This is a genomic window from Microbacterium sp. Z6_144, assembly GCF_057197625.1.
The window spans coordinates 2,403,667-2,422,674 of record NZ_JBXVPT010000001.1 but is presented as its reverse complement, the minus strand read 5'-3'; the positions used below and the strand labels follow the sequence as shown (position 1 = coordinate 2,422,674).

Annotated in this window: 14 protein-coding genes; 8 read left to right on the top strand and 6 right to left on the bottom strand. The window is 67.0% G+C overall.

The annotated features are described in order from the left end of the window. Positions 1-24: 24 nt before the first annotated feature. The 6 genes from AC2DGY_RS11785 to AC2DGY_RS11760 all read left to right on the top strand — a co-directional run bounded on the left by AC2DGY_RS11785 (position 25) and on the right by AC2DGY_RS11760 (position 9,198). Positions 25-522, top strand: a complete 498-nt coding sequence (locus AC2DGY_RS11785) for a GtrA family protein (RefSeq protein WP_484509876.1) — start codon at positions 25-27, stop codon at positions 520-522. A 129-nt stretch (positions 523-651) separates the two neighbouring features. Further along, on the top strand, positions 652-2,904 hold the full coding sequence (locus AC2DGY_RS11780; RefSeq protein WP_484509875.1) for a hypothetical protein: 2,253 nt from the start codon (positions 652-654) through the stop codon (positions 2,902-2,904). 59 nt (positions 2,905-2,963) lie between these two features. Then, a complete protein-coding gene (gene glf / locus AC2DGY_RS11775; RefSeq protein WP_484509874.1) occupies positions 2,964-4,100 on the top strand; it encodes a UDP-galactopyranose mutase in 1,137 nt (378 codons plus the stop codon). Positions 4,101-4,107: 7 nt separating this feature from the next. Continuing rightward, positions 4,108-6,129, top strand: coding sequence for a DUF6541 family protein (locus AC2DGY_RS11770; protein ID WP_484509873.1), 2,022 nt, complete (start codon positions 4,108-4,110; stop codon positions 6,127-6,129). A 31-nt stretch (positions 6,130-6,160) separates the two neighbouring features. After that, positions 6,161-7,561: a hypothetical protein gene (locus AC2DGY_RS11765; protein WP_484509872.1), complete on the top strand. Its 1,401-nt coding sequence runs from the start codon at positions 6,161-6,163 to the stop codon at positions 7,559-7,561. Then, entirely contained in the window at positions 7,561-9,198 is a 1,638-nt protein-coding gene (locus AC2DGY_RS11760) for a hypothetical protein (RefSeq protein WP_484509871.1), read from the top strand. The genes AC2DGY_RS11765 and AC2DGY_RS11760 overlap by 1 nt, the downstream gene beginning before the upstream one ends. On the opposite strand, the gene AC2DGY_RS11755 is transcribed toward AC2DGY_RS11760, so the two are convergent. The 4 genes from AC2DGY_RS11755 to AC2DGY_RS11740 form a co-directional block, all read right to left on the bottom strand. Continuing rightward, positions 9,199-9,717: a GtrA family protein gene (locus AC2DGY_RS11755; RefSeq protein ID WP_484509870.1), complete on the bottom strand. Its 519-nt coding sequence runs from the start codon at positions 9,715-9,717 to the stop codon at positions 9,199-9,201. A gap of 65 nt (positions 9,718-9,782) precedes the next feature. Further along, positions 9,783-10,811 (bottom strand): NAD-dependent epimerase/dehydratase family protein, encoded by a 1,029-nt coding sequence (locus AC2DGY_RS11750; RefSeq protein WP_484509869.1) that lies wholly within the window; start codon positions 10,809-10,811, stop codon positions 9,783-9,785. After that, entirely contained in the window at positions 10,811-11,572 is a 762-nt protein-coding gene (locus AC2DGY_RS11745) for a glycosyltransferase family 2 protein (RefSeq protein WP_484509868.1), read from the bottom strand. The genes AC2DGY_RS11750 and AC2DGY_RS11745 overlap by 1 nt, the downstream gene beginning before the upstream one ends. Then, entirely contained in the window at positions 11,569-12,768 is a 1,200-nt protein-coding gene (locus AC2DGY_RS11740) for a nucleotide sugar dehydrogenase (RefSeq protein WP_484509867.1), read from the bottom strand. Before AC2DGY_RS11740 ends, AC2DGY_RS11745 begins: the two co-directional genes overlap by 4 nt. A gap of 127 nt (positions 12,769-12,895) precedes the next feature. Between AC2DGY_RS11740 and AC2DGY_RS11735 the strand changes: the two genes are divergently transcribed. Then, positions 12,896-13,687 (top strand): ABC transporter permease, encoded by a 792-nt coding sequence (locus AC2DGY_RS11735; protein ID WP_484509866.1) that lies wholly within the window; start codon positions 12,896-12,898, stop codon positions 13,685-13,687. Further along, on the top strand, positions 13,687-14,433 hold the full coding sequence (locus AC2DGY_RS11730; protein WP_484509865.1) for an ABC transporter ATP-binding protein: 747 nt from the start codon (positions 13,687-13,689) through the stop codon (positions 14,431-14,433). Before AC2DGY_RS11735 ends, AC2DGY_RS11730 begins: the two co-directional genes overlap by 1 nt. A 1,685-nt stretch (positions 14,434-16,118) precedes the next feature. Here the strand turns inward: AC2DGY_RS11730 and AC2DGY_RS11725 are convergent. Both AC2DGY_RS11725 and AC2DGY_RS11720 read right to left on the bottom strand, forming a co-directional pair. Then, a complete protein-coding gene (locus tag AC2DGY_RS11725; RefSeq protein ID WP_484509864.1) occupies positions 16,119-17,102 on the bottom strand; it encodes a glycosyltransferase family 2 protein in 984 nt (327 codons plus the stop codon). Continuing rightward, positions 17,086-19,008, bottom strand: a complete 1,923-nt coding sequence (locus AC2DGY_RS11720; RefSeq protein ID WP_484509863.1) for a glycosyltransferase — start codon at positions 19,006-19,008, stop codon at positions 17,086-17,088. Before AC2DGY_RS11720 ends, AC2DGY_RS11725 begins: the two co-directional genes overlap by 17 nt.

Below are 19,008 nucleotides of genomic sequence, written 5' to 3'. Positions count from 1 at the left end.
AGCGGGGGGTATAGGCTGAGGCGGATGCGCAGCCTTATCGCAGCGGTGGCGCGACGGTCCGAAGCTCGCTACCTCTTCTTCGGCGGGATAAACACCGCCTTCTCATACGGGCTGTTCACAGTCGGTCTTCTTCTCCTGCACGCGTGGGGCGTGCCCGGTGATTACGCGATCGCGATCACGTTCAGCTGGATCGTTTCCAACCTGACATCCTTCGTGCTCCAGCGGCGGTTCGTCTTCCACGGGAGCGGGCATGTGCTCCGAGAGTTCGTGAAGTTCAGCTCCGTCTCCTTCGCTTCCTTCCTCGCGAACATCGGGCTCAGCACCGTCTCGGTCTGGCTCGGCTTCACGGGCCAGGCGGAGAAGCTCGTGAGCCAGCTGGTCGTCACGGTCGTTCTCGTGATCGCGACGTACGCACTGCACAAGTTCTTCTCCTTCCGCCGCCCCTTGACCATTGAGGCTGCGGGCACGACGGCGGTCGCGACTCCGGAGTTCGACGAGCCGGAGCCGCCGGTCGCCCGATGACAGCGGCCGCGCCCGGCTGGGTCACGAGGGTCATCGGCTAGCCTGGTGGGCGGTCCGCCGCCCGGCGTGCCGTCCCCCCACAGTAAGGCCCCGTATGCACCGCCTGGCACCGTGGCAGAACGAGCTCGCGTGAGCAGCGCTGTCGCAGAGGCCACACCGCTGACATCACCGACCGAACGGGCTGCGCCGCCGTGGCTCGCCGTGGCCGTGCCGGCGCTGGTCGTGCTCGTCACGGTGATGATCTCCGTCGGCCGGATCATCTGGACGCCGGGGTTCTACTACGCCGACGACACGCAGCTCGGCGCGGTCGGCATCTGGCGCGAAATCGGCGACAACCTTCTGAACGGAACGATCCGGCACTTCAACCCGCAGGGGTGGCAGGCCGGCAACTACTGGGCCGAAGGTCAGTGGGGCCTCATCAACCCGATGATCTGGCTCATCGGCCTCGGCGTGCGGCTTGCGGCCGATGTCGCGCTCGCTGCGACGGTCGTCAAGGTGGTCTTCCTCTGCGTCATGGCGACCGGCGCGTACGTGCTCGCGCGATCCTTCGGCGCTGCGCGTGTCTGGGCCGGTCTGGCGGCGACGCTACTGCCGCAGGCGGGATTCACGGCGTACATGGATGCTCCGTCGTGGGTCACCGGGCTGATGACCACCGCGCTCTTCCCCTGGGCCTGGTGGGCTCTTCGTCGTGTCGTCGCCGGGCGGTCACCGGTCGCGTTCCTCGTCGTCAGCTACCTCCTCGTGACCGTCGGCTACGTGTTCGGAACGATGCTGCTCGCCTTCGTCCTGCTCGAGTCCCTCATCGCCGCGCTCGTCCGCAAGGACTGGCCGGTGGTCCTGCGGGTGGTCGCTGCGAGCCTGTGGGCGGGGCTGTGGGCCGTGGTGGTCTATCTCCCGGGTGTGCTGACCGCGCCCGTCACCGAACGTGGCAACACCGAGATCGCCAACTATCTGTTCCTGACGGCGGATCTGAGCGACCTCGCGTCGTCGGCGATGCCGATCGCGACGGCGACCATCGGGTCGTGGTGGGGGAGCGTGACGGCAGGACCGCTCGTCTACATCGCGTGGGTGCTACCGCTGGTCGTGCTGGTGCGCCCGTGGTCACGCGAGCTCTGGCGCGGCTCCCGGTCGCTCGTGGTCGTCGCGCTCGCGATGCTGGTGCTGGTGATCGGCCCCAGCGACATCGGTCCCATCCGCTGGCCGGTGCGATTCATGCCCTACCTCGCGCTCGCCGTCCTGGTGCTGTTCGCGCTCCTGCTCTCCCGGGGGTTCCCGAGCCGCGTCAGCCGGACGGCGGCGTTCTCCGCGGCCGTGACGGCGGCCGCCGCGGCGTGGGTCAGCTGGGCGCAGACACCCGCGATCACGCGCTCGGTCCTGGTCGTTCTGTTCCTGCAGCTGGTGGCGATCGGGGTCGCCTATGTCGTCGCGCGCGCGATGCGGCATCGGGAAGCCGACGGCGGAAGCGAGTCGGTCTTCGCCCGACGTGCGGTGGCGGCACTCGGAGCGGGCATGGTGATCGTGACCGTCGGCCTGGCGGCGTACCAGATGCGGGCGTTCCCCACCACGCCGCTGCCGACCTTCGCCGCCCCCGGCTCCGCGGATCGGATGACATCTGTCCTCGACGATGCCCAAGGCGACGTCATGACGGTGGGCGACTCCTTGGCAAACGCGTTCTCGACGGAGATGTTCGACGAGTCACTCGTCGCCAACCTGTGGTATTTCAGCCCCGCCGACGTCTCGAACCTGTACACCGTCCTTCCCTTCACGGCGTACTCGCGCGACTTGTGCATCGACCTGCGCGGCGGTACGTGCGACACGGCGCTCGACACCCTCCTCGGCAAGGATCCCGACACCGGCGCCACGGTCGCCGATCTGCTCGCCGTGAGCGAGATCGTGGGCTACCGTTCCACCTTCCCCGATGTGCCGGACGAGCTTCCCGGAGACTGGGGCATCGAGGAGACCGGCGAGACGACCTGGCGCATCGCGCGAGACAGTGCCGTGCCCACAGCAGGCGGTGTCACCTGGACGGGCGCCGGCACCGAGGTGACGGAGCTGACACGCGACGACACCTCGGTGACCTTCCGCGTCGACGCCACCGGGTCCGACCCTCGTGTCGTCCTCAGCAGGCTCGCCTGGCCCGGCTACCACGTCGAGGGTGCCGCCTTCGCGGATCCCACCCGCGGCTACCTCCTGACGGTCGACGTGAACGACGTCAGCGCCGGTGACATGGTGACCGTCTCGTTCGCCCCGCCCGGGCGTGCGGTGCTCACCGGCGCCGCAGCGCTCGCCGGTGCTGTCGCGGTCCTGTGGATCGGGGTCCTCGTCGTCGGCCGAGTCCGCGCAAGACGCGCCGAGGCGGTCAGGCACTCGCCGGTAGACTAGTCCGCCGGGGCTTCGGCCCCGTAACAGTCTGCCCCCCGTCTGAAAGGCGCCTGCGCTCCATGGATCTTCTCGTCGTCGGCTCCGGGTTCTTTGGTCTCACGATCGCGGAGCGCGCGGCAGCATCCGGTCGGAAGGTGACTGTCATCGATCGACGTCGCCACATCGGCGGGAACGCCTACAGCGAGGATGAGCCGGAGACCGGCATCGAGGTGCATCGATACGGCGCGCACCTCTTCCACACGTCGAACCCGACGGTGTGGGAGTACGTGAACCGTTTCACCGACTTCACCAGCTACGTGCACAGGGTGTACACGAACCACAAGAACGTGGTGTTTCCCCTCCCGATCAATCTCGGCACCATCAACCAGTTCTTCGGTGCGGCGTACTCGCCCGACGAGGCTCGCGCGCTGATCGCCGAGCAAGCGGGGGAGTTCGAGCCGAAACAGGCGATGAACCTCGAGGAGCGGGGTATCGGCCTCATCGGCCGGCCCCTGTACGAGGCGTTCATCCGCGACTACACCGGCAAGCAATGGCAGACCGACCCGAAGGACTTGCCCGCCGAAGTCATCAGCCGACTGCCCGTGCGCTACACCTACGACAACCGTTACTTCAACGACACATGGGAGGGGCTCCCGGTCGACGGGTACACCGCCTGGCTGGAGCGGATGGCCGACCACCCGAACATCGATGTTCGGCTGAACACCGACTACTTCGACGCCTCGCAACCGCTGAACAAGGAGGCCACCGTCGGGCAGCTACCGGTCGTGTACACCGGGCCGGTCGACCGCTACTTCGACTACACCGAGGGTGCTCTGTCATGGCGCACGCTCGACTTCGAGGAAGAGGTTCTGCAGGTGGGCGACTTCCAGGGCACCAGCGTCATGAACTACGCCGACGCCGACATCCCCTACACACGCATCCACGAGTTCAAGCACTTCCACCCCGAGCGCGCCGACCGGTACCCGGCCGACAAGACGGTGATCATGCGGGAGTACTCCCGCTTCGCGACCCGCGACGACGAGCCCTACTATCCGGTGAACACGCCCGACGACCGTGCTGGCCTCCTCGCCTATCGCGAGCTGACCAAGGGCGAGACCGACGTGCACTTCGGCGGACGCCTGGGCACCTACCAGTACCTCGACATGCACATGGCCATCGGCTCGGCCCTCTCCATGTGGAACAACACCCTCGCCTGAGTTCCCGGTGAGCTGGATCGAGGCGGCACCCGCCCTCCTCGCGACGATCACTCTCCTCCTCGCCCCTGGAGCGATCGTCCTCGCCCCGCTGCGTCTGGGGTTCATCGCACGCGCGGCCGCATCCGGGCTGATCAGCGTGCTCGCGATCGGCGTCGCGGGGGTCGCTTCCGAGATGCTGGGGCTGCCGTTCGCCGCCTGGCAGCTGCTCCTCGTAGCGCTCGTCGGCGAGGTCGTCGTGTGGCTCGTCGCTCGCCGCCGCATCGGAGCCGGGGTCATCGGGGAACAGTCGGGATGGCGGTGGCTGCTGCTCACATGGGCGGGCGCCGCCGCCGTCATCGCCGTCGTGGCGTTCGCGGCGGTGCCGAGTCCCGACCGCGTCAGCCAGACGTATGACAACGTCTTCCACATGTCGGCGATCGCCTCGATCCTCGACGGGCGGAGCGCGTCGTCGCTTACCCTGCGCACCCTGATCGAGACGGACCGCGCCTTCGGCTTCTACCCGGCGGCGTGGCACTCTCTGGCCGCACTCGTATCCCAGGTGACGGGGGCGGCGCCGACCGTCGCCGTCAACGCGGCCTGGATCGCCGTCGCGGCGGCGCTCTGGCTGCCCGGGGCGGCCTGGCTCGCGCAGGTGCTGCTGCCCGGCTGGTCCGCCCGCACGGTCGGTCTCGTGGCGCTCCCGGTCGCCACCGCGTTCGCCGCGATGCCGTACGCGCTGCTGTCGTGGGGGACCCTCTATCCGACCTACCTGGCGACCGCCCTCCTTCCCGCCGCGGTCGCGGTCCCCATCCTCGCAGGCCGTGCGTTACGCGTGGCAAGGGGACTGCGGCGATGGCGTGCGGCGGTGCTGGGTGCTCTCGCCGTCAGTGCGGCGATCGTCGCGGTGTCGTTGGCTCAGCCGCGGGTGCTCGCATCCTGGGCCCTGCTGCTCGCCCCGGTCGCGGCGGGCTCGGCGCTCGCTTTCGTGCGGGCGGCCAGGCGGGCCGGGCCGCGGGAGCGCCGACGCGCGCAGTGGTCGCTGGTCGCAGGAGCCGTCGCGCTCGTGCTCGCGGCGGCCGCCGCCTTCGTCTACCTGGTCACGGCCCTCGACCTGTTCGAGCGTCCGCTGGAAGACCGGCTGGGCGGTCCTCAGGCTGTCGCGACTCAGACGGTGACCGATGGGCTGATGCAGGTATTGGTTCAGTCCGCCCCGACAGGGGTGAATGGCACCGTCACCTTCCCCGCGCTGCTGCTGGCGGCGGTGGTGGTCGCCGGTATCGTCGTCGCCGCGCGTACGCGCGGTCTGCGGTGGGTCGTCGTCGCGTACGCCGCCGTCGCCGTCCTCTTCGTCCTTGCGGCAGGGTCGGACGACGTCTTCTCCAAACTCGTGACGGCACTCTGGTACAAGGACCGGTACCGGCTCAGCTCGGTGCTTCCCGTGCTGGGGGTGACGTTCGCCACTTTGGGCATTCTCGCCGCCGCTGACCGACTGAACCGGCGTCGCCGCCGGAAGTCGGCGTCGCCTGCCATGGCGGTGGTCTCCGCGTGGCTCGTCGCGGGAACGTCCGCGCTCGCACTGGGATTCGGCGGCGCGACAGCGTCCATCGGACACGTCTTCCGTCTGCCGGAGGCGAACGCGTCCTCCGAAGTGATCTCGGCGTCGCAGATCGCCTTCCTCTCGCGTATCGGGGAGGAGGTGCCGCACGGGCAGCGAGTTCTCGGCGACCCCTGGGACGGCTCCGCCTGGGCGCAGCTGTATGGCGGCCGCGAGCCAGTCTTCCCGCACGTGAACGGACAGTGGGATGCTGCGCGCCTCACTCTGGCGTACCGGCTGGACGCGATCGAGACCGATCCGGCGGTCTGCGCGGCCCTCGACGCACTCCGCGTGCGGTACCTGATCTACAACCCGCACGAATTCGGCGGCGGCGATCCGGCGGGTAATCACTTCCCCGCACTGCATCGTGCGGTCGAGGCGGGACTGTTCACGCAGGTCGCGAGCGACGGGGAGACGAGCCTGTATCGCCTCGACCAGTGCGCGCCCGTGCCGTGACGCCGGCGGAGCCCGATCTATGATCTCTAAGGTGACGACTGCCGAACCGCCCGCGCTCTTCCGCGCGGGCCGGCGGGGGACTGACCGTCTTCAGCTGCGGCGCCTCTCGGCGGCGTTCTTTCCCGCCCGCGAGAGACCGCTCCTCGACGGGTGGCGGCGAGCCGCACTCTTCCTCGGTCTGATCGTCGCGGGCACCCTGCTCTCGCTGGCACGAATGCCGGTGGAATCCTGGAACACCCTTTGGGCCGAGGACGGCGCCGTCTTCCTCAACGACCTGCTTCGTGACGGCGTGCCCCACGTGTTCGAGCCCTACGCCGGGTATATGCATCTGGTGCCGCGACTGGCCATCACTGTCGCCCTCATCGTTCCCATCGACATCGTGGGGCTGTCGGTCACGGTGGTGGCGGCACTCATCACGGCGCTCAGCGCCGCAGCGTGCTTTCTCTTCCTGGAAACGCGAGTGCGATCGCTACTCCTGCGGCTTACCGCGTGGTTGATCGTGCTGATCCTCCCGACTGCCGCGGGGGAGGTCGTCAACAACCTGGCGAATCTCCACTGGTTCCTCATGGTGGCAGGCGTGTCGGCGCTCGTGGTGAGTGCCCCCACGCGCGGTTTCGCGGTCGTGCAGTGCATTGTCGTGGTCGCCGCGGTCGGAAGCGACCCCCTCATGCTGCTCTTCGCCCCGTTGCTGCTGATCCGCCTCCTCCTCTTGCGGCGCGCGCGTGACATGGCCGTGGCGATCAGCTTCGCTGCCGCGACTGTGGCACAGGTGGCAGTGAGCCTGGTCGGTGTAGTCATCAACGGCAGCCGCACTTTCGCGCGGGACCTCCCCCAGTTGCCCGAACTCGCGGACTTCTATACCTTCCGCGTCGTGATCAGCGGCTTGGTCGGCCCGTCGGCGACCGAGAGATGGGGTGCGGCGCTCGGCGCGACCATCCCCGGGATCATCGTGGCGATGGTATTCGCCGTGGTGACGATCGCCGCAGTCAGAGATCGTCGGCGGCGCTTCGTCATCCTCGCGTTCGCCCTCAGCTCTCTCCTCTTCTTCGCCGTCGTCGTCTGCCTGCAATGGAACCTCCTCTCCGCGAACGACATGCTCAATCTCTCCTACTCCTCCCGCTACGCGCTGCTTCCGACAGCGCTTCTGCTGCTCGCCCTCGTGCTGGCCGTTGACGGATTCGTCGAGCGGTCGAGCCGGGTGACAGCGGTGATCGCGTCGGCGGCGGTCCTGGCAGTCGTTCTGATCCCCTCGATTGTGGACTACCGGTGGGTTCAACTCCGCGACGCTGCGCCGACGTGGCAGGACGCGCTGGCGGAGGCCCAACACGAGTGTTCGGAGAACGGAAGCGGTACGGCGCGAGTTGCGATCGCGCCGGTCGGTTTCGCAATGCCGTCGATGCCGTGCGATGTGATCCTGGGATGGGAGAGATGATGTCCGAGCCGTCCCGTGAGGTCGATTCGCCATCGATGGTGGCGCCCGTGTCACGCGGACGCGTCTGGATCATCGGTCACGTCGCATCGCTGGTCTTCATCGCGGCCGTCCTCGTGTACAGCGGCCGCGGTCAGTGGTTCTACTACGACGAGTGGGATTTCCTCGCCGTTCGAGACGAGTGGAGTCTTCTCGCTCCGCACAACGGACACCTCAGCTTCTTCCCGCAGCTGCTGATGACCGTCATCAAACTCGTCTTCGGCCTCACGACCTACGTGCCCTATCTCGCCTGCGTCTTTGCGGTACACCTGCTGCTGGTGCATCTCCTCTGGCGTCTGGCGAACCGGATCGGCGTTCACCCCCTCGTCGCTATTCTTGTCACCGCCGCGTTCGGTGTGATGGGAGCGGGGGCAGAGAACATCCTGTGGGCATTCCAGGTCGGCTTCATCACGCCCATAGCCACGGGTATCGCGTCGGTCCTCATCGTCCTGCGGCCGCGTCTGCGCGCACGGGACGTCGCGGCCGTGACCGTGTTGCTCGTGGTGGGTCTCGGGTCGTCCGGAACGGCGGTACCGATGACGGCGGTGGTTCTCGCGTTGCTCTGGAGCCGCCACGGCTGGCGAGCGCTCGTATGGCCTGCAGGCGTGGCTGCGGTGCTGTACGGCACGTGGTACCTCGTCTCCACTGTGCTTGCCGGCGACGAAGGCGATGCCGGGAAGTACAGCCCGAACACGCTGGGGGAACTGCTGATCCGGGTGCCCGAGTACGTGGTTCGTGGACTGGCTGACAGCGTCGGAAAGACGACGCCGCTCGTGGCGCTCGGGCCCGCATTGCTCGTGCTGCTGGTGGTGTGGACGCTGTGGGATCTCCGCGGCGCCCGGCGGGCGTCCGACGTGTCCGCGGCGCACTTCGTCGCGCTCGGCGCAGTCATCTTCGCTGTGCTGACCGCCCTGTCCCGGGTGCAGCTCGGCCCGGAGAGCGCCTCGTCCGGCCGGTACGTGTACATGTATGCCGCGCTGCTCGTTCCGACAGCCGCGCTCCTGATCACGCGACTGATCGGACGTTCGCACGTCGCTGCGACCGTCGCGGGCTTCCTCTTGACGGTCATCGTCGTGTACAACGCGGGCTCCCTCGTCCTCGCGTCTCAGCAACAGGCGGGCATCGAGCAGAGCGTCAGGCGGGCGATGTCGGCTGCCGTCGCGCTGGACGACGGCAGCGCCGAGATCGCAACACGATTCCCCGCCGCTCTCTGGGCGCCGACTCTGACGATGGCCGATATCCGAGCCTTTCTCGATCGGGGGCTGTTCACACCGGGCGAATATGAAGAGGGAGACCTGCTCGACGCTCGCGTCAACCTCTTCCTCACAGCCGAGGGTGTTTCCGCCTCCGACGCCCCCGTCGCTCGGCAATGTCGCGCTAGTGAGGCCGGCTGGGTCGACGTCCATCCCGAGCTGGACCTCGTCGAGGCCCCGTCGGGTGGGTTGGTCACCATCCGCGCCCACGACGACGACGTGGTGTCGGCGTACACGCAGATCTCCGTGCCGGCGGGTGTCAGTCGATTGACCGGTCTTCCCCGCGACATCACGATCGAGGTGGACGCGACCGACGCCGGTGGGCTGTGTGTCTTCCCGCGGGAGTGATCAGTGTCGCTCGTCGAGATCCGGCTCGTGGTGCTCTTCGATGTACGTGATCGGGTCCTCGCCGGGAGAATGGGGGAAGACCCATAACGTGTACAGCACGTAGCGAAGCGCGGTGGCCAGCGCCTGACCGATGAGTGTGCCCGAGATGTTGTCGGCCAGGATCGTGTCGAATCCGAGCACGTAGCGCGAGAAGCCGAGACAACCGAGCTGGACCAGGATCGCCACGACGTTGACGACGGCGTACCGGAGGACCTGACTCCAGCTCACCGGAGCCTTGCGGTCGCGGTAGGTGAGCGCTTTGTTGCCTGCGTAGGTGACGATCAGGCCCGCGATGACCGCGATGGTCTTCGCCACCAGCGGGTAACTGTGCAGCGGGCCGTCGCCACCGGCGAAGACGAGCAGGTTGTAGACGACGGCGTCGACAACGAATCCGAATCCGCCGATAGCGAGGAAGATGCCGCCCCGACGGATGTTCCGGATGAAGAAGTCTCGGAGATGGGTTGTGTCGGGCAGTCTCATGCGCCACTTCTCTCAGGATGGAACGGCGACGGCGCCGGGCGGAAGCCCGGCGCCGTCGGATACCTCTAGATGGTCCCTTCGGAGACCGCGTTCTTGATCCACGGGATGACCTCGTCCAGCATGTCCTCGAGGGAGGTCGTCGCCTCGAAGCCGAGTACGTCCTTCGCCTTCTGGACGTCCGGGACGCGCTTCTGCACGTCGTACTCGAACGCAGGGTCTTTGACGAGGTTGAGCGGCACGTCGGGACCCTTGATCTTGCGCCAGATGATCTCGGCAAGCTCGACCACCGTATGACCGACCGGCGTCGAGATGTTGAAGTCGGTGTTCAGTGCACCGGGGTGGTTCAGCGTCGTCACGATGCCGCGGGCGAGGTCGCCGCCATACGTGTAGTGCCGCACCTGGTTGCCTTCGCCGAGGATGTGCAACGGGTCCTGGCCCTTGAGTACCTTCTGGACGAGGTCGGGCACGACGTGACTCATGGCCAGCTGCACGTTGCCCGAATGGATCTCCACGTCGCCGAGCGCGCGCGACTCGCCGATGCCGACACAGTTGAACGGACGGAGGATCGTGAAGTCGATGTCGTACTGACCTTTCGCGGCGCGGGCGAAGTACTCGACGGCGAGCTTCTGGAAGCCGTACGACGACAGCGGCGGCGGGACGATGAGTTCATCGCCCTCTTTCGAGGGCCAGCGGTCGGTCGACTCGAAGACCATCGAGGACGACATGTACGTGACCTTCTTGAGCTTGCCACCGGCCTTCTTGACGGCGATCGCGGCGTCGCACGACGAGGCGATGATGCGCTCGTTGGCGGCGAGCAGGTCGTACTGGTACGTGTGGAAGTAGGAGATGCCGCCGATGAGCGCCGCCCCCGCGATGAAGTGGTCGCAGTCCATCAGGAGTTCGGTCATCTTCTCGGTGTCGAGCACGTCCGCGACCACGAGCTCATAGTTCGGGTCGTCGTCGTACGACTTCTTCACCGGACCGTACTTCGAGTAGTTGTCGACGCCGAGCACGTGGTACCCCTGGCGCAGGAGCTCTTCGACGACGTAGCCGCCGATGAACCCGGCGGAGCCGGTGACGAGGACCTTTTCCATTAGTTGTTTCCCTTCGCGCCTTCGGCGGCGGCTTTTTCGATGTCGGGCAGGGCAAGCGGCTTGCCGAACGCGAAGAAGTACCAGCGCAGGTACTTCGGAATCCACTTCCGGAGTTGGAAGTTGGAGACACCTTCTGTGCGATCGAGCCAGATCGTGGGCAGCTCGGCCACGGGTTGCCGCGCTCGGCGCGCCTTCGCCGTGAGCTCGAGGCCGATCTCGAAGCCGTCCCGCGACTGGATGGTCACCGCGCGGACGAACTCGGCGTTGTACGCCTTGAAGGAGTTGGTGGCGTCTCGCGTGCCGATGTTGGCGAACAGGTGAAGCGATCGCCCCGCGATCTGCGAGAGCAGGCTCTTGAATCGCGGCCCACCCACTTGCTGACCGCCGGGCATGTAGCGGCTGCCGGCCGCGACCACCACGCCGCGCTCGACGAGTTCGGTCAGGGCGTCGATCTGCCGCGGATCGTCACTGCCGTCGGCCATGGTGACGACCACGGTGGCGGCGGTCGCGACGTCGAAGCCGTAGCGGATCGCCTGGGCAGGGCCGCGTCCGTGCGTGTTCACGACGGCGCGGAGTCGGGGATTGCCAGCGGAGATGCGCTCGACGACAGCGATCGTGGTGTCGTCGGCACTGTCGACGACGACGAGCAACTCGTACGGCAACTCGACCGTCTGAGCGACGCGGTCGAGGAACGGGACGATCGCCTCGCCCTCGTTGTAGGCCGGGACGACGATCGAGACCCGCGGGTCGGGAGAGGTCAAATCAGCACTCCGTTGCCCAGGAGGTTCCAGACATCGGCGACCGGCTTGTCGGTGGTGAGCTCGCGGTACTCGGCGTGCGGTGTGGCGATGATGAGCACGTCCGCGCGTTCCAGCACCTCTTCGAGGGGCAGCAACGTCGAGTCGATCGTTGCTGGCACGTACGGATCGGTCGCGATGACTTCCTTGGCCTTGAATCGCAACACGCGCTGGAGCTTGTAGGAGAGGCTGGATCGGATGTCGTCCGAGCCGGCCTTGAACGCCATACCGAGAATGCCGACGGTGAGGTTCTTCAGGTCGTGGCTGAGCGCGAGCTGGCTCGCGACATAAAGCGGCAGGCCCTCGTTCACGAGCATCGCGGAGTGTCCGAGCTGGAAGGTGTTATCGCTGAAGGCGGCGAGCTGCATCGTGTCCTTGAACAGGCAAGGTCCGGCCGCGAAGCCGGCACCTGGCATGTCCTGGGCGCGGGGATAATCCTGGGTGAGGCCCTTGCGCACGCGCTCGAAGTCCACTCCCTTGGAGTTCGCCATCATGTAGAACTGGTTCACCGCGGCGAACTTGATGTAGCGCCAGGTGTTGGTGAACAGCTTCGCGAGCTCAGCCTCTTCGGGAGTGAGCTGCACGATCGACTCGGTGAGAGCGCCGAAGAGTTCGCCCGCTCGGGCGAGGGCGCGATCCGTGTAGCCGGAGACGATCTGAGGCAGCTCGAAGAGCTCGGTCATCGCTCTGTGCTCGGCGATGCGCTCGGGGCAGAACGCGACATCCATGTCCAGCCCCATGTCGGTGATCATGTCGCGCACGAGAGCGGTGACCCCGGGGTAAATGGTGCTGCGGAGCGCGAGAAGCTGTCCGTCTCGAAAGTAGGGTGCGCACGTGGCGAGCGCGCGTGGGATGGCGTTGGGGTCGGGATTCAGGTGTTCGTCAACGGGGGTGCCGATGACCACCACGACGTTCTCTGCGGTGGACACGACGGCGGGGTCCGTCGATGCGGTCAGCAGTCCGTCCGAGACGACGCGCCGCAGGACCTCGGCGGCTCCTGGCTCGATGAAGGGCATCTGCGCTTCGCGGATCTTTCCGACCGCCGCCTCCGAGACGTCGTAGACCACGGTGCGTTTCCCGCGACTCGCGAGCGCGATGGCCAGCGGCAGCCCGACATGACCGCCTCCGCCAACTACCACCACATCGTTCTCGAAGTCCATCGGGCGATCCACCTTCCGTTCAAACCTCCTCAGGGTACCGGATCGAACTCGCGAACCTGTGCATGCGGGCGAGTAATGCCCCGCGTCGCAAGGAGTTCGCGCAGGCGCTCGGCTCTAAGATCATCGGATGACCACCGCCGCCGTCGGCGCTCCCGGTTCGCCCCGACGCTACCTCCACTCGCTGTGGCTGCTGTCGGCCCGCGATCTGCGTGTGCGGTACGCCACCAGCGCCTTGGGTTACCTGTGGTCGGTCCTCGACCCCCTGGTGATGAGCCTCATCTACTGGTTCATCTTCACGCAGGTATTCCAGCGCTCGGTCGGCGAGGAACCGTACATCGTCTTCCTCATCACCGCCCTCCTGCCGTGGGTGTGGTTCAACGCCGCCGTCACCGACTTCACGCGAGCCTTCAACAAGGATGCGCGGTTGGTGCGATCGACCTCCATCCCTCGCTCGATCTGGGTCAACCGCATCGTGCTGAGCAAGGGGATCGAGTTCCTCTTCGCCATTCCCGTGCTCGTGCTCTTCGCGGTCTTCGGCGGCGCCACCGTGAGCTGGGGCCTGCTGATGTTCCCGGTGGCAGTCGTGCTGCAGACGGTATTGCTGGTGGGGCTCGGACTCCTCGTGGCGCCCTTGTGTGTCTTGTTCGCCGACCTCGAGCGGACCACGCGACTCATTCTGCGAGTCCTCTTCTATGCGTCGCCCGTCATCTACGGCGTCGGTGATCTGCCCGGGATCTTCCCCCAGCTCGCCGCGTTCAACCCGCTGTCCGGTATTTTCACCCTCTTCCGGTTCGGTTTCTTTCCTGACCAGTGGGACACGTTCTCCGTCGTCATGTCCGCTGTGATTTCGATCGGTCTCCTCCTCCTCGGGCTGTTCGCCTTCCCGCGGCTGGAACGGCCCCTGCTGAAGGAGCTGTGATGAGCACTCCGCCCGCCGCCATTGAGGCTCGCGAGCTCGGCGTACGGTTCCGCCGCAATAAACGGGGCAAGCGCACGATCAAGGACCTTTTCGCAGGCTCGTCACGGCGCACACGTCCCGGCGAATTCTGGGCCCTGCGCAACGTCACGTTCGACGTGCAGCCAGGGGAGTCGATCGGGGTGGTGGGGCGCAACGGTCAGGGAAAGTCCACGCTGTTGAAGCTGGTGGCCGGCGTCCTGCTTCCCGATGAGGGCGGGGTGAGAGTCCGCGGGGGGGTCGCGCCGCTCATCGAGATCACCGGTGGCTTCGTCGGTGACCTGTCGGTGCGGGAGAACGTGCGGCTGGCTGCCGGCCTGCATGGGATGTCACGAGCGGAGGTCAACCGCCGGTTCGATGGCATCATCGACTTCGCCGAGATTCGCGACTTCGTGGACACGCCGTACAAGCATCTGTCGAATGGGATGAAGGTTCGGCTCGCCTTCTCTGTGGTTTCTCAGCTGGACGAACCGACCCTGCTCGTCGACGAGGTGCTCGCCGTCGGTGACCGGGCGTTTCGTGAGAAGTGCTACCGGCGCATCGACGAGCTGCTGACGGAGGGCCGCACGCTCTTCTTTGTGAGCCACAACGAGAAGGACCTCCGGCGTTTCTGCACCCGCGGTCTGTACCTCGACAAGGGTGCGCTGGTTATGGACGCGCCGATCGCTGAGGTGCTCGACCGCTATAACGCCGACTACGTCACAGGCTGAGTCGTTCCCTGATGCTCGGTCTCTGCGTCAGCGCGCTGCTGATACTCGCCGCCTTCGTAACCGTTGCCGCCGCGCCTGCCCTTGCGGCACGGGTCCGGTGGGGCGTGGACGTCCCGCTTGCCACGGGAGTCGGCATGGTGAGCATAGGGGGCGCTTCGATCGCTGTGGCGGTGGCGACGTTCATACACGAGTCGGCGGGCGTAGCGGTCGCCGTGGTCGTCGTCGCGGTGGCGAGCGCGGCTCACGTGAGGATGCGCTCCTGGCGGTATGTGGGCGCCGCTCTCCCTCCGCTGCTCGCATCCGCCGGCGCCGTCGTGCTCTCGCTCGGGTTCGCAGGGGAGGGGGGCCTGGACCCGTTCGCTTCGGCGAGCGCACGATTCCTGCCCTGGCAGTTGCCCGTCGACAACATCATCCCCGCTCTGCTTGCATCGTGGATCACGCAGCCGGGGGAAGGTCCGTACCTCCTGGGTGATTGGCTGCCGGGCGACCGGCCGCCGCTTCAAGCAGGCCTTGTGCTGATGGCTCGCACGGTGCTCGCCCCCGCGGTGGGGCTGGCGGATCACCGGATTTCAGCGATTGACGTGGACTTTGCCGCCAGTGTCGTGGCGCAGATGGCCTGGGTGCCCGCCGCCATGATCCTCTGCAACGCCGTAGGTGCGCCCGCTCGCATCGGCGTTGCAGCCGTAGCGTTCACGGCCATCGTTCCCACGACGATCCTCAACACGGCATTCACGTGGCCGAAGCTCCTCGCGTCCGGGTATGCAGTCGCGGCTGTGGCCGTGCTCGTCGCCGGGATACGCCGCCGCGAGCGCCTTCCCGCATCGCTCATCACGGGGGCGATGCTCTCTGTGCTCGCTCTCCTTGCGCACGGCGGGTCGGTCTTCGTACTGCCCATCGTCGCCGCCGCGGCCGTGGTCGTCATCGTTCGGATGGGTGATCGCCGCACGCGCCTGCTATCGGTAGGCGCTGCGGGCTTCTCGGCGCTGCTGCTGTACACGCCATGGCTGGCCTACCAGCGCTTCGTCTCGCCGCCCGGAGACCGGCTGCTGAAGTGGCATCTCGCCGGCGTGATACCGATCGACGGTCGGTCGGTGCTGCACGCTCTGATCGATCAGTACGGTGCGCTCGGCAGCGAGGACTTCTGGAACGCTCGTTGGTCGAATCTCGGACACGCCTTCGACATCAACGTGCTGCGCGGACTGGATCTCTGGACCGCCGGCGCGGTCGACGAGCGGTTGACGACGGAGTTCTACCAGACCCCGCACGCGCTCTCACTCGGCATCTTGCCCCTGCTTGCTCTCCTGGCGGTCGGGGTCGTCGCCGCAGCCCGAGGCCGGCTTGACGCGCTGACGCGAAGGTCGCTCGCGGTCGTGGTCGCCGCCGTCGCGTGCGTCGCGCTCTGGGCTGTCGTGATGTTCCTGCCCGGCGGAGCGATCGTCCACCAGGGAAGTCACGCCTGGTTGATCATCCTGCTCGTCGTCCCCTACGCCTGGCTCTGCCTCCGGTCGGAATGGGCGGCGATCGCGCTCGCCGTACTGCAGGCGCTCTTGACTGTCGTCTTGCTGGCCCACCGGCCTCTCACCGGCGAGCTGGGAGTGGTTCCGATCGTGACGGTCGCGGGGGCGGCGATGCTCGTCTGTGCCATCGCCCTGCCCGGACGCCGTCACGCACCCGGCGGATCAAAGTCACTGGTGCGCCGCGACGTCGGCGGCCTCCAACGGCGGCATCGGCCGCCAGGACCGGTCGCGCGCGATGCGCCCGCCGTCGCGGAGCCCGCGCAACAGGTGGCTCGTGCCGCGGACCGTGCGCTCCACGAGCAGGAGCCGGATGAGCTCCTTGACGAACGTCAGTGAGGTGCCGGCGGCGAAGGGAAGCGGCTTGTAGGCGCCGAGAGCGCGGTAGTACTGCTTGATGAGCGCCCGGTTGCGCATGATGTAGTACCGGTAGGCGTCGCTGGAGGCGTTCATGTGCCGGATGCCCATGTCCCACTGCTTGATCTCGCGGGTGCGGCGCAGCACGAATTCGTCGACGATCACCGATGTGGTGTGCCGGGAGGCGAGCCAGCCGTACAGCTGGTCGTCCCAGTAGATGAAGAACCGCGGATCGGGGAGGCCGATCTTCGCGACGATGTCGCGGTGGATGAACATGCCCTCGAAGCAGCCGGAGTTCATCTCCTTGTAGCCGGACTCGTCGAAACCGGCAGGTGCGAACGGGATCGGGATGGCCATGGATTCGGCGACGCGGTACTGCCAGTAGAACTCGCTGCCGTCGTAGTCGTAACGTCGTCCTTGGATGCTGCGGAAGCGGGGCGCCCACGCGCCCATGCGCGCGAGGCCGTCGGGGAGGACCTCGACGTCGTCGTCCATGAGCCAGATCCACTGCGAGCCCAGCTCGTAGGCGGTGCGCATGCCCTCGCTGAATCCGCCGGATCCGCCGGTGTTCGTGTCGAGCCTCCGGTACACCAGCTCCGATCCCAGGCGTGCGCGGAACGATTCGACAACCTCGGTGGTGTCATCCACCGAGGCGTTGTCGATGATCACGATGTGCCCCGGTTTGGGATCCATCCGCTCGATGCTCGTCAGCAGGCGCGAGAGCAGACCCGATCGGTTGTAGGTGACGATCGCAATCGTCGCGGACGCCGGGTCGAACGGCTTAGCGTCTTGCGTCATCGGGGCTCCTGAAGGTGTCTTGCCACTCGGCCTCGGAGGTGAGCTGGGGCAGGGCGTCGCGGTATCGCCGCGCGAGGGTGGACCACTCCCGGCGGAGGCGCCGATGCAGACGCACGGTGTCGATCAGCATTCGACGATACTTCGCGCGATCGCGGGTGTAGACGTTCTTGCCCGACCCGTCGGCCGCGCTCACAAGGGCGCTGTCATACAGCGGCACCCGCCACCAGTTCGCATCGCCCTTCCCGAACTCGACCTCGGGCTGGGCGGTGTTCTCCGGCTTCGGTGCATGGATCCAGTGCGAGAGGAGAGTGCGCGCCGTGAATGTCCGCAGCGCGAGTCCGGTCGGGCTGTCGAACTCATGGGCCTTCATCCGCCGGAAGACCTGACGCCCGCGCCGGGATCGCAGCGGGACGCCCGAGTCCTTGTGTACGACGGTCTCCGGGAACGACTTCGCCACTTGGCGCGCGGCAGGCATCGCCGTCGCGAGCCCCGCCCGCATATGCTGCGGGCCGGAGAGGACGTCGCGGATGGCCCGATGCCGGAGCGCGACCGGGTAGTACTGCATCATCATCAGATGCTTGAGGTCGACGCGTCGGCTGTGGCGCACCAGCGTCCCGCCGGCTGGCGTCCGCGAGTGCAGAAGCGCCGCCACGATCCGGTTGCGCGCATGGAAGTAGGCCTGCCAGTCGATCGAGTCGTCCTTGCCCATCCATGAGACGTGCCACAGAGCGACGCCGGGAACGGAAACCGTGGGGAAGCCGGCGTCGCGCGCGCGGAGGCTGTATTCGGCGTCATCCCACTTGATGAAGGCGGGGAGGGCGAGGCCGATCTCGCGGATGACCTCGACGGGGATGAGGCACATCCACCAGCCGTTGTAGTCGGCATCCATCCGCATATGCAGCATCGGCGACTGCCGGAGGTTCGCGACGCTGAAGTCGTGCGGCAGATTCTCCTGGTACAGCGCGCGCCACATGAACGGCGCGTCGTCGACGACCTCGGCCCACGCGTGCAGCTTCGGGCGGTCGAGCAGGTCGAACATGTGCCCGCCCACGAGCGTGGGGACTGACGCGTACCGCCCGAACATGATCGACCGGCGCACCGACTCGGGTTCGATCGTTACGTCGTCATCCAGCAGCTGGACGAAGTCGCTGTCGGGGCGCTGCAGCGTCTCGGCCATCGCCCGGGCGAAGCCACCGGAGCCGCCGAGGTTGGGCTGCCGGATGACCTCGAGCGTGTCGCCGAGGCGCGCGGCCACGGCGGGGAAGGCGTCCTGCTCAGTGACCAGGTCGGTGCCCTGATCGATGAGGAAGATCCGATCGACCAGTTCGAGGGCCTCGGGGGCATCCGCGAGATTCTCGAGCGTGGAGACGCAGTAGTCGGGCTTGTTGTACGTGGTGATGCCGATGCTGGCCTTGCCTGCTCGCACCGGTTCGTCCTCTGTGGTCCACTCGGCGCCCTCGAAGGTCGCCGGTTCCTCGTCGGCAGCGATGTCGAACCAGATCCACCCGCCATCGCTGTACTGGGTCAGTTCCAGGTCGAACGACGTCTCGGATTCGCCGGAGACCTCCTCCGTCTCGAGCCGCTGCTTCACTCCGCCGCCGTTGGAGCGGTACACCAGGATGGTGGCCTTCCCGCTCATCCTGACCGTGAGCCGCACCCGCCGGACGGCCGTCCAGTGCTGCCAGTACGAGGCGGGGAAGCCGTTGAAGTACGTGCCGAACGAAACGCGTCGCCCCGCCGCGATCCGTGCGCGCCGGCGCCCGAGGACGTTGCCGAGCTGCGCGAGATTGGACACGCGCACGGGCTCCTCATCGATCACCGACCACGTTTCGGGGTCCGCGTAGAGAGGCAGGAGGTCGGGGTCGCGTTCGATCGGGAAGACGACATGCTGAAGGGTGTACGCCAC